The 10,073-nt window shown below is 56.8% G+C and carries 12 protein-coding genes; 8 read left to right on the top strand and 4 right to left on the bottom strand.

The features are described 5' to 3' along the window. Nucleotides 1–237, top strand: a 237-nt coding sequence (locus DEO48_RS23775) for a CorA family divalent cation transporter (RefSeq protein WP_309136847.1), incomplete at its 5' end; no start/stop codon positions are given. A gap of 83 nt (nt 238–320) precedes the next feature. Here the strand turns inward: DEO48_RS23775 and rarD are convergent. Together rarD and yigI are read right to left on the bottom strand one after the other, a co-directional pair. Further along, complete coding sequence (gene rarD / locus DEO48_RS23770; RefSeq protein WP_023309622.1) at nt 321–1,217, bottom strand: EamA family transporter RarD; 897 nt, start codon at nt 1,215–1,217, stop codon at nt 321–323. A 51-nt stretch (nt 1,218–1,268) separates the two neighbouring features. Further along, entirely contained in the window at nt 1,269–1,736 is a 468-nt protein-coding gene (gene yigI, locus DEO48_RS23765; RefSeq protein WP_028018184.1) for an acyl-CoA thioesterase YigI, read from the bottom strand. A gap of 163 nt (nt 1,737–1,899) precedes the next feature. On the opposite strand from yigI, the gene pldA reads away from it, so the two are divergent. The 3 genes from pldA to rhtC all read left to right on the top strand — a co-directional run bounded on the left by pldA (nt 1,900) and on the right by rhtC (nt 5,371). Next, nucleotides 1,900–2,769, top strand: coding sequence for a phospholipase A (gene pldA / locus DEO48_RS23760; RefSeq protein ID WP_109846481.1), 870 nt, complete (start codon nt 1,900–1,902; stop codon nt 2,767–2,769). A 90-nt stretch (nt 2,770–2,859) separates the two neighbouring features. Then, nucleotides 2,860–4,689: an ATP-dependent DNA helicase RecQ gene (gene recQ / locus DEO48_RS23755; protein ID WP_029741834.1), complete on the top strand. Its 1,830-nt coding sequence runs from the start codon at nt 2,860–2,862 to the stop codon at nt 4,687–4,689. 61 nt (nt 4,690–4,750) lie between these two features. Beyond that, entirely contained in the window at nt 4,751–5,371 is a 621-nt protein-coding gene (gene rhtC, locus DEO48_RS23750; RefSeq protein ID WP_109846480.1) for a threonine export protein RhtC, read from the top strand. On the opposite strand, the gene rhtB is transcribed toward rhtC, so the two are convergent. Next, nucleotides 5,368–5,988 (bottom strand): homoserine/homoserine lactone efflux protein, encoded by a 621-nt coding sequence (rhtB, locus tag DEO48_RS23745; protein ID WP_045357175.1) that lies wholly within the window; start codon nt 5,986–5,988, stop codon nt 5,368–5,370. The genes rhtC and rhtB overlap by 4 nt on opposite strands. 110 nt (nt 5,989–6,098) lie before the next feature. Between rhtB and pldB the strand changes: the two genes are divergently transcribed. From pldB to DEO48_RS23730, 3 genes are all read left to right on the top strand, one after another. Continuing rightward, nucleotides 6,099–7,091, top strand: a complete 993-nt coding sequence (pldB, locus tag DEO48_RS23740; RefSeq protein WP_109846479.1) for a lysophospholipase L2 — start codon at nt 6,099–6,101, stop codon at nt 7,089–7,091. A 31-nt stretch (nt 7,092–7,122) separates the two neighbouring features. Beyond that, nucleotides 7,123–7,923, top strand: coding sequence for a sugar/pyridoxal phosphate phosphatase YigL (gene yigL / locus DEO48_RS23735; RefSeq protein WP_029741831.1), 801 nt, complete (start codon nt 7,123–7,125; stop codon nt 7,921–7,923). A gap of 82 nt (nt 7,924–8,005) precedes the next feature. Further along, a complete protein-coding gene (locus DEO48_RS23730) occupies nt 8,006–8,905 on the top strand; it encodes a carboxylate/amino acid/amine transporter (RefSeq protein WP_109846478.1) in 900 nt (299 codons plus the stop codon). Here the strand turns inward: DEO48_RS23730 and metR are convergent. Then, nucleotides 8,793–9,746 carry an HTH-type transcriptional regulator MetR gene (metR, locus tag DEO48_RS23725; RefSeq protein ID WP_023309616.1) on the bottom strand — a complete coding sequence of 318 codons (954 nt, stop codon included), beginning with the start codon at nt 9,744–9,746 and terminating at the stop codon, nt 8,793–8,795. The two genes, DEO48_RS23730 and metR, sit on opposite strands and share 113 nt — an antisense overlap. 237 nt (nt 9,747–9,983) lie before the next feature. On the opposite strand from metR, the gene DEO48_RS27430 reads away from it, so the two are divergent. Beyond that, the coding region (locus DEO48_RS27430) for a hypothetical protein (protein WP_146198328.1) at nt 9,984–10,073 on the top strand (90 nt) is incomplete at its 3' end.

The following is a 10,073-nucleotide window of genomic DNA, read 5'->3' as shown; positions in this document are numbered from 1 at the left end:
TTCCTGATGCAGGCGGCGATGGGCTTTATCAACATCGAGCAGAACCGTATCATCAAGATCTTCTCGGTAGTGTCCGTGGTGTTCCTGCCGCCGACGCTGGTGGCGTCCAGCTACGGGATGAACTTTGAGTTTATGCCGGAGCTGAAATGGAGCTTTGGTTACCCGGGGGCGATTATCTTTATGATCCTCGCGGGGCTGGCGCCGTATCTGTACTTTAAGCGCCGGAACTGGCTGTAAAAATCTGGCGGGTGGCGCTGCGCTTACCCGCCTTACGATCGAATTCCCTCTCCCTGTGGGAGAGGGTTAGGGTGAGGGCAACATCACAGCCCTTTGCGCACCCTGCGCTGGGTATAAATCGCATCGGCAACGAAAATCGCCAGCGCCACCCAGATAAAGGCGAACGTTACCATCTTATCCGCCCCCGGCACCTCGCCGTAAAACACCACCGCCAGCAGGAACATCAGCGTCGGGCCAATGTACTGGAAGAAGCCCAGCGTGGAGAGACGCAGGCGCGTCGCTGCACCGGTGAAGCACAGCAGTGGAATGGTGGTCACCACGCCCGCTGCCATCAGCATCAGGTTCAGCGACCACGGGTTGCTGCCCATATGGCTGGTGGCGCTGTCGGCGATGCCGAAGAGATAAATCGCCGCCACGGGCAGCAGCCACAGGGTTTCAAACAGCATCCCCGTCTGCGCTTCCACCGCAATTTTCTTACGCACCAGGCCGTAGAACGCAAAGCTGAACGCCAGGCCGAGGGCAATAATCGGCAGCGAGCCGAAGGTCCAGAGCTGCACCAGTACGCCGCAGAAGGCCAGAATCACCGCCACCCACTGCATCCGGCGGAAGCGCTCACCGAGGAAAATCATCCCCAGCACGATATTCACCAGCGGGTTAATGAAGTACCCCAGGCTCGCTTCGAGCATGTGATGATTATTCACCGCCCAGATAAACAGCAGCCAGTTGCCGCCAATCAGCACCGCTGAGAGCGCCAGCAGGAAAATCTTTTTCGGGGTTTGCAGCAGCGTTTTGACGCCCGACCACTGACGGCTGAGGCTCATCAGCGCAATCATAAAGAAGAATGACCAGATAACGCGGTGAGTCAGGATCTCATCGGCCGGAACGTAGGCGATAAGCTTGAAATACGCCGGGGCGATACCCCAAATAAAATAAGCGGCAAGGGCGAGTAAAACGCCCTGCCGCGTCTGTTTAGCATCCATCGGGAAAATCCGTTACAAAAAAGTGAATTAATTTTACCCGATTTTGCCGCCTCAACCCACCATATAAGTGGCGGTTGCGCTGGCGATATACACCTGTTCTTCGTTGTGTAATTCAACGCGCGCCACGGCAACTTTATTTCCCGCGCGCAGCAGGCTGCTGGTACAGGTAAAGCGATTTCCGCGCCCCGGGCGAAGATAGTCGACGCGCAAATCAATGGTCCCCATTCGGGACAGACGCTGGCGAAGCTCGTCTTCATTAATGGTGTCATGGCGGGTCAGCGTACTGCCCACGCAGACCAGTCCTGCCGCCACGTCCAGCGCGGAGGCAATCACGCCGCCGTGCAAAATACTTTGCGCCCAGTTTCCTACCATCATCGGCTGGTTGTTGAAGCTTAGCTGGGCAAAGTCTTTCTCGTAACGTTCCAGCTCCAGTCCCAGCGCGCGGTTAAACGGCATATGGTAAACAAAAATCTCGCCCACGAGTTTTAACACTTCTTCGGCGGTAAGCATGGCTGACATGAGGCATCACATCCTTATTGTTAACGAAATGTTGATTTTATGCCTCGGCAACAAGGAATTCCACTTTCAGAAACGAGGATGCAGCAGTTGTCGCAGAAGTCTGTAGAATGTTCGCCACATAACTATTCAGCTAATTTTACTCTTTTGCAGGAGAACACCACCGATGCGGACGTATCTGGCCTGGTTACTGGCGGCGGTTGCGCTGCCCCTCACAGCATATGCGCAGGAAGCGACGATCAAAGAGGTGCATGATAAACCTGCCGTTCACGGTAGCATTATCGCGAACCTTCTTCAGGAGCATGACAATCCGTTCACGCTCTATCCGTATGATACCAACTACGTGATTTACACCCAGACCAGCGATCTCAACAAAGAGGCGATAAGCTCCTATAACTGGTCTGATAATGCGCGTAAAGATGAGGTGAAGTTCCAGCTCAGCCTCGCGTTCCCGTTCTGGCGCGGTATTCTGGGATCGAACTCGGTGCTCGGGGCGTCTTACACCCAGAAATCCTGGTGGCAGCTATCTAACAGCGGAGAGTCCTCGCCGTTCCGTGAAACCAACTATGAGCCGCAGCTGTTCCTCGGTTTTGCAACGGATTATGAGTTTGCGGGCTGGACGCTGCGTGACGTCGAAGTGGGCTTTAACCATGATTCCAACGGTCGTTCTGACCCGACATCCCGTAGCTGGAACCGTGCCTATACGCGCCTGATGGCGCAGAACGGTAACTGGATGGTGGAAGTGAAGCCGTGGTATGTGGTGGGCGAAACCGATGATAACCCGGATATCACCAAATATATGGGCTACTACCAGCTCAAAGTCGGCTATCAGTTGGGTGATGCCGTGCTCAGCGCCAAAGGCCAGTACAACTGGAACACCGGCTACGGCGGTGCGGAAGTGGGCTTAAGCTATCCAATGACGAAGCATGTCCGCATCTATACTCAGGTATACAGCGGTTACGGCGAGTCGCTTATTGATTACAACTTCAACCAGACCCGCGTCGGCGTGGGCGTGATGTTGAACGATATTCTCTAGGCTGTTCGAATGTTTTTGCGTTAAACGTTGAAGTTTCTCTCTCAGGCGCTGAAAATAGCGCCTGTTTCATTTCTGGCATATGGGGTTAACGTGGCGCAGGCGGAAGTATTGAATCAGGAGTCGCTGGCTAAACAGGTTTTGCATGAAACCTTCGGCTACCAGCAGTTCCGCCCTGGCCAGGAAACCATCATTGAAACGGTGCTGGAAGGTCGTGATTGCCTGGTGGTAATGCCGACCGGCGGCGGTAAGTCCCTCTGTTATCAGGTGCCCGCGCTGGTGCTTAACGGCCTGACGGTCGTGGTATCCCCGCTCATTTCCCTGATGAAAGACCAGGTTGACCAGCTGCTTGCCAACGGCGTGGCGGCGGCCTGTCTCAACTCGACCCAAACCCGGGAGCAGCAGCAAGAGGTTATGGCCGGGTGTCGCACCGGGCAGATCCGCCTGCTGTATATCGCCCCGGAACGCCTGATGCTGGATAACTTCCTCGATCATCTCGCGCACTGGAATCCGGTCCTGCTGGCGGTAGATGAAGCGCACTGTATTTCCCAGTGGGGGCACGATTTCCGCCCGGAATACGCCGCCCTCGGCCAGCTGCGTCAGCGCTTCCCCGAGCTGCCGTTTATGGCGCTTACCGCCACGGCGGATGACACCACGAGGCTGGATATCGTTCGCCTGCTCGGGCTGAACGACCCCTATATTCAGGTCAGCAGCTTCGATCGCCCCAACATCCGCTATATGCTGATGGAAAAGTTCAAGCCGCTGGATCAGCTCCTGCGCTACGTCCAGGAGCAGCGCGGCAAGTCCGGCATCATCTACTGCAACAGCCGTGCGAAGGTGGAAGACACCGCCGCGCGTCTGCAAAACCGCGGCTTTAGCGCCGCCGCCTATCACGCCGGGTTAGAGAACCACATCCGCGCCGACGTGCAGGAGAAATTCCAGCGTGACGACCTGCAGATCGTCGTCGCGACCGTGGCGTTCGGGATGGGCATCAACAAGCCGAACGTGCGCTTTGTGGTGCATTTCGACATCCCGCGCAATATCGAATCCTACTATCAGGAAACCGGCCGCGCCGGGCGTGACGGTCTGCCTGCGGAAGCGATGCTGTTTTACGATCCGGCCGATATGGCGTGGCTGCGCCGCTGTCTGGAAGAGAAGCCGCAGGGACAGCTGCAGGATATCGAGCGCCACAAGCTCAACGCGATGGGCGCGTTTGCCGAAGCGCAAACCTGCCGTCGTCTGGTGCTGCTCAACTACTTTGGTGAAGGGCGCCAGGAGCCGTGCGGCAACTGCGATATCTGCCTCGATCCGCCAAAGCAGTACGATGGCCTGATGGACGCGCGTAAGGCGCTCTCGACCATTTATCGTGTGAATCAACGCTTCGGGATGGGCTACGTGGTGGAGGTGCTGCGCGGCGCCAATAACCAGCGTATCCGCGATATGGGCCACGACAAGCTGCCGGTCTACGGCATTGGCAAGGAGCAGAGCCACGAACACTGGGTGAGTATTATTCGCCAACTGATCCACCTTGGCTTCGCCACGCAGAACATTGCCCAGCACTCCGCCCTGCAGCTGACCGAGGCGGCGCGTCCGGTCCTGCGCGGTGACGTTGAGCTCAAGCTCGCCGTGCCGCGCGTCATCGCCCTGAAGCCACGCGTGATGCAGAAATCCTACGGCGGCAACTACGACCGCAAGCTGTTCGCCAAACTGCGCAAGCTGCGTAAAGCCATCGCCGACGAAGAAAATATCCCGCCTTACGTGGTGTTCAACGACGCGACGCTGATCGAGATGGCCGAGCAGATGCCGCTCAGCGCCAGCGAAATGCTCAGCGTCAACGGCGTGGGAACACGCAAGCTGGAGCGCTTCGGTAAAGAGTTTATGGCACTCATCCGCTCTCACGCCGATGGTGATGATGAGGAGTAGTCAGCCGGGCGAAAAAGTGCCAGGATGATGACTCACTAAATTATTTCCCCGCGAGCTAATTATGTTAATGCTATTTCTCACCGTGGCGTTAGTGCACATCGTTGCGCTGATGAGCCCCGGCCCGGACTTTTTCTTCGTATCACAAACGGCCGTCAGCCGCTCGCGCAAAGAGGCGATGATGGGCGTGCTCGGTATCACCATGGGCGTTATGGTCTGGGCGGCCGTTGCGCTGCTCGGTCTGAACCTTATCCTGGCGAAGATGGCCTGGCTGCATAACATCATCATGGTCGGCGGCGGGCTGTACCTGTGCTGGATGGGCTACCAGATGCTGCGCGGGGCGCTGAAGAAAGAAGAGAAAAAAACGGAAGAGCCAAAGGTGGAGCTGGCAACGGGCGGCCGCAGCTTTGTAAAAGGGCTGCTGACCAATCTGGCGAACCCGAAAGCCATTATCTATTTCGGCTCGGTGTTCTCGCTGTTTGTCGGCGATAGCGTCGGCGCGGGCGCACGCTGGGGAATCTTCCTGCTGATCGTCGTTGAAACCTTTGCCTGGTTTACCATCGTGGCCAGCCTGTTTGCCTTACCGGCGATGCGCCGCGGCTATCAGCGTATCGCGAAGTGGATTGACGGCTTCGCCGGCGCGCTGTTCGCCGGCTTCGGCATTCATCTCATCATTTCTCGCTAAGCGTGACGCGCTGACGCAAGCAGCGCGCCAACCAGCATAAACAGCGAGCCAAAGACTTTATTCAGGGCCTTCATCTGCTTAGGCCCTTTAATCCACGCCGCAATTCGCTGCGCCAGCGTTGCGTAACCAATCATCACGATGATATCGACGATAATGGTGGTCGCGCCCAGCACCACGTACTGCATCACCTGCGGCTGATGCGGAACGATAAACTGCGGGAACAGCGCGGCGAGGAAAACGATGCTCTTCGGGTTGGTCAGGTTGACGAATACCGCACGCTTAAACAGATGGCCGCGGTTTTGCGTCAGAGCCAGCGTATTCAGGTTAATGGAGCCTGCCGCGCGCCACTGCTGGATGCCGAGCCAAATCAGATACGCTGCCCCGGCCCATTTCAGCACCTCAAAGGCCAGCACGGAGCGGGAGAACAGGGTCCCCAGACCGATCCCGACCAGCACAATATGAATGCCCAGCCCGGTCTGCAAACCGGCAATCGACGCCGCCGCACCGCGATAGCCGTGATTGATGGAGGTGGTCATGGTGTTAATAGCCCCCGAGCCCGGAGAAAGGCTGAGGATAATGGATGTCAGCAGGTAGGCGAACCACCATTCGAAGGTCATTTGAAACTCCCGAACCGTCTATTTTTATGCCACAATACGCTATTATTGAGTCATTTTGTGACCGGTGACGAAAAAAACGATATTCCCTGGATTACGTGAGTGGAAACCCAATGTTTCAGCAGAAAAAGGACTGGGAAACACGAGAAAACGCTTTTGCTGCTTTCTCTATGGGGCCGCTGACCGATTTCTGGCGGCAGCGTGAGGAAGATGAGTTCACGGGCGTCGGGGGCGTCCCGGTGCGTTTCGTTCGTTTCCGAAATGAAAAAAATGACCGGGTGATTGTGGTCTGCCCTGGGCGTATTGAAAGCTACGTTAAATACGCTGAGCTGGCCTACGACCTGGTCCATATGGGGTTCGATGTCCTGATTATCGACCACCGTGGGCAGGGGCTGTCCGGACGTATGCTTCCGGACACGCACCGTGGGCACGTCGATCGCTTCAGCGATTACGTCGACGATTTTGCCGCGTTCTGGCAGCAGGACGTTCAGCCCGGTCCCTGGCGTAAGCGATACATCCTTGCGCACTCCATGGGGGGCGCGATATCGACGCTGTTTTTGCAGCGTTATGAACACCAGTGCGATGCCATTGCGCTGACCGCGCCGATGTACGGTATCGTTATCCGTTTTCCTGACTGGATGGTGCGCCATCTTCTTGACTGGGCTGAGGGCCATCAGCGCATTCGTGAAGGTTACGCCATTGGCACAGGACGCTGGCGCGCGCTGCCGTTCGCCATCAACGTCTTAACCCACAGCCGGCAGCGTTATCGCCGCAACCTGCGCTTTTATGCTGATGAACCGCGCTTGCGCGTCGGCGGCCCGACCTGGCACTGGGTGCGGGAGGGGATTTTGGCCGGTGAGCAGGTGCTGGCGGGCGTAGGCGATGATGACACACCGACGCTTCTGATCCAGGCGGAAGAAGAGCGTGTGGTGGATAACCGCATGCATGACCGCTATTGTGAACTGCGCGCTGCAGCTGGTCACCCTTGTGAAGGGGGTAAACCGCTGGTCATTAGCGGCGCGTTCCATGAGATCCTTTTTGAAAAGGACGCTATGCGCTCAGTCGCGCTTAACGCCATTGTTGAATTTTTCAACAGGCATAATTGATTCTTGTTTTCCACCAGAGGTTGAAATCCCTATGTACCAGGTTGTTGCATCTGATTTAGATGGCACGCTGCTTTCCCCCGACCACACCCTGTCGCCTTACGCGAAAGAGACCTTAAAACTCCTGACTGCCCGTGGCGTGAACTTTGTGTTCGCCACCGGCCGCCACCACGTGGACGTAGGGCAGATCCGCGATAATCTTGAGATCAAATCGTACATGATCACCTCCAACGGTGCGCGCGTGCATGATACCGACGGCAATCTGATCTTTACCCACAATCTGGATCGCGATATTGCCGCCGATCTGTTCGGCGTGGTGCATAACAACCCGGCTATCGTCACAAACGTTTACCGCGACGACGACTGGTTTATGAACCGCCACCGTCCGGATGAAATGCGTTTCTTCAAGGAAGCGGTATTCAATTACTCCCTTTACGAACCAGGCCTGCTGGAGCCGGAAGGGATCAGCAAGGTGTTCTTCACCTGTGACAGCCACGAAGAGCTGCTCCCGCTGGAACAGGCGATCAACGCCCGCTGGGGCGATCGCGTCAACGTGAGCTTCTCAACCCTGACCTGTCTGGAAGTAATGGCGGGTGGCGTCTCCAAAGGTCACGCGCTGGAAGCGGTTGCGAAACGTCTGGGCTTCGGGCTGAAAGACTGTATCGCCTTCGGTGACGGCATGAACGACGCCGAGATGCTTTCGATGGCGGGCAAGGGCTGCATCATGCAGAACGCGCACCAGCGTCTGAAGGATCTGCACCCTGAGCTGGAAGTGATTGGTTCTAACGCTGACAACGCGGTACCGAAGTATCTGCGTAAACTGTTCCTTGAATAATCTTCATTCGGTTGTTTATTGCTCAGTTGTCAACTAAAGAGTTCGCTACAATGCCTCTCCTTCTTTCTGAGAGACAAGCATTGTGGCGCTACTCATTATCACCACTATCCTGTGGGCCTTCTCCTTTAGCCTGATTGGCGAATACCTTGCCGGTTCGGTCGACAGCTACTTCTCGGTGCTGATGCGCGTGGGGCTGGCGGCGCTGGTGTTCCTGCCGTTTCTGCGCACGCGCGGGCAATCGCTGAAAACGATTGTGCTGTACATGCTGGTGGGGGCGATGCAGCTCGGCATCATGTATCTGTTTAGCTTCCGGGCCTACGTCTACCTGTCTGTCTCCGAGTTCCTGCTCTTTACCGTGCTGACGCCGCTCTATATCACGCTGATTTACGACCTGCTCAGCAGACGTCGTCTGCGCTGGGGATATCTGCTTAGCGCCGCGCTGGCGGTGATCGGCGCGGCGATTATTCGCTATGACAAAGTCAGCGATCACTTCTGGACCGGGCTGATGTTCGTCCAGCTCGCCAACATCAGTTTTGCCATCGGCATGGTGGGCTACAAACGCCTGATGGAAACCCGTCCGATGCCGCAGCATAACGCGTTTGCTTGGTTTTATATGGGCGCCGCGATTGTCGCGGTGGCGGCGTGGTTTATGCTCGGTAATCCGCAAAAGCTGCCGACCACCGCCGTGCAGTGGGGCGTTCTTGTCTGGCTGGGCGTAGTGGCGTCAGGGTTGGGATACTTCATGTGGAACTACGGCGCTACGCAGGTAGACGCCGGTACGCTGGGGATCATGAACAACGTGCATGTCCCGGCAGGGCTGCTGGTCAACCTCGCCATCTGGCAGCAACAGCCGCACTGGCCGAGCTTCCTTATTGGGGGAGCGGTGATCCTGGCTTCGCTGTGGGTCCATCGCCAATGGGTCGCTCCGCGCTCCGCACAAACGGAAGATGGTCGCACGCGTGGTTCCGCGCTGAGCGAATAAACGCCTCCGTAATCGGCTGACGCTGCTCGCCATCGCGCACGGCGGCGTACAGTCGGCTCCACAGTCCTTCACCCAGGGTTTTGGTCTGCACCAGACCCTGGCGTTCAAAACTCTCCACCACCCAGTGCGGCAGCGCCGCGATACCCATTCTCGCCGCCACCATCTGAATCAGCAGCAGGGTGTTATCCACGCTTTTCAGCTGCGGGCTAATGCCTGCCGGCTGCAGGAAGTGGCGCCAGATATCCAGACGACTACGCTGGACCGGGTAAATCAGCAGCGTTTCTGTCGCCAGGTCTTCCGGCGTGATGCGCGTTTTGGCGGCCAGCGGGTGGTCCGGCGCCAGCACGAGGCGCACTTCATAATCAAACATCGGCGAATAGTGCAGGCCGCTGCGCGGCAGGATGTCAGAGGTCATGACCAGATCCAGCTCGCCCTGCTGCAGCGAGGGCTGCGGGTCGAACGTCACGCCGGATTTAAAGTCCATCTCCACCTGCGGCCACTTCTGACGGAAGTTCTCAAGCGCGGGGGTCAGCCACTGAATACAGCTGTGGCACTCAATGGCGATGCGCAGTTTGGTCTGCTGCGGTTCGTTACACGCCTGCAGCGCGCTCGCGATTTGCGGCAGGACCTGATTCGCCAGCTGAAGAAGAATTTCACCCTGCGGCGTAAAGCGTAGCGGCTGGCTCTTACGCACAAAAAGACGGAAGCCGAGGCGTTGTTCCAGATCGCTGAACTGGTGAGAAAGGGCAGACTGGGTCTGGTGCAGCGTGGCCGCAGCCGCCGCGAGCGAACCGCAGTTCCGCAACGCTTGTAGCGTTTTCAGGTGTTTAATCTCGATCATGAAAGTCCTTCACTTCGCCATGAACATTTTGCGCTTGAGGAATATACAGTAACTGCCAATTATGGATGTGTAAACATCTGGACGGCTAAAATCCTTCGTCTTTTAAATTTATGGTGCGTTGGCTGCGTTTACTCACCCCGGTCACTTACTCATGTAAGCTCCCGGGGATGAGCAAACTTGCCGCCTTCCCTAAATTCAAAATCCAAAGGATTTACAATTAATTAGAGGAAGAAAAACATGACAATCCGCAATCACACTCTCGGTTTCCCTCGCGTCGGCCTGCGTCGCGAGCTGAAAAAAGCGCAAGAAAGCTACTGGGCGGGTAAT

Source organism: Enterobacter sp. CGMCC 5087, assembly GCF_003144775.1.
In the GTDB taxonomy this organism is placed as follows: Bacteria; Pseudomonadota; Gammaproteobacteria; order Enterobacterales; family Enterobacteriaceae; genus Enterobacter; species Enterobacter cloacae_M.
The sequence above is the reverse complement of the archived record's forward strand: the minus strand, read 5'-3'. Positions and strand labels throughout refer to the sequence as shown.

Excerpts from the sequence above, each read along its gene's own strand:
- rarD (WP_023309622.1), bottom strand. The coding sequence starts at position 1,217 with ATGGATGCTAAACAGACGCGGCAGGGCGTTTTACTCGCCCTTGCCGCT.
- yigI (WP_028018184.1), bottom strand. The coding sequence starts at position 1,736 with ATGTCAGCCATGCTTACCGCCGAAGAAGTGTTAAAACTCGTGGGCGAG.
- pldA (WP_109846481.1), top strand. The coding sequence starts at position 1,900 with ATGCGGACGTATCTGGCCTGGTTACTGGCGGCGGTTGCGCTGCCCCTC.
- rhtC (WP_109846480.1), top strand. The coding sequence starts at position 4,751 with ATGTTAATGCTATTTCTCACCGTGGCGTTAGTGCACATCGTTGCGCTG.
- rhtB (WP_045357175.1), bottom strand. The coding sequence starts at position 5,988 with ATGACCTTCGAATGGTGGTTCGCCTACCTGCTGACATCCATTATCCTC.
- pldB (WP_109846479.1), top strand. The coding sequence starts at position 6,099 with ATGTTTCAGCAGAAAAAGGACTGGGAAACACGAGAAAACGCTTTTGCT.
- yigL (WP_029741831.1), top strand. The coding sequence starts at position 7,123 with ATGTACCAGGTTGTTGCATCTGATTTAGATGGCACGCTGCTTTCCCCC.
- metR (WP_023309616.1), bottom strand. The coding sequence starts at position 9,746 with ATGATCGAGATTAAACACCTGAAAACGCTACAAGCGTTGCGGAACTGC.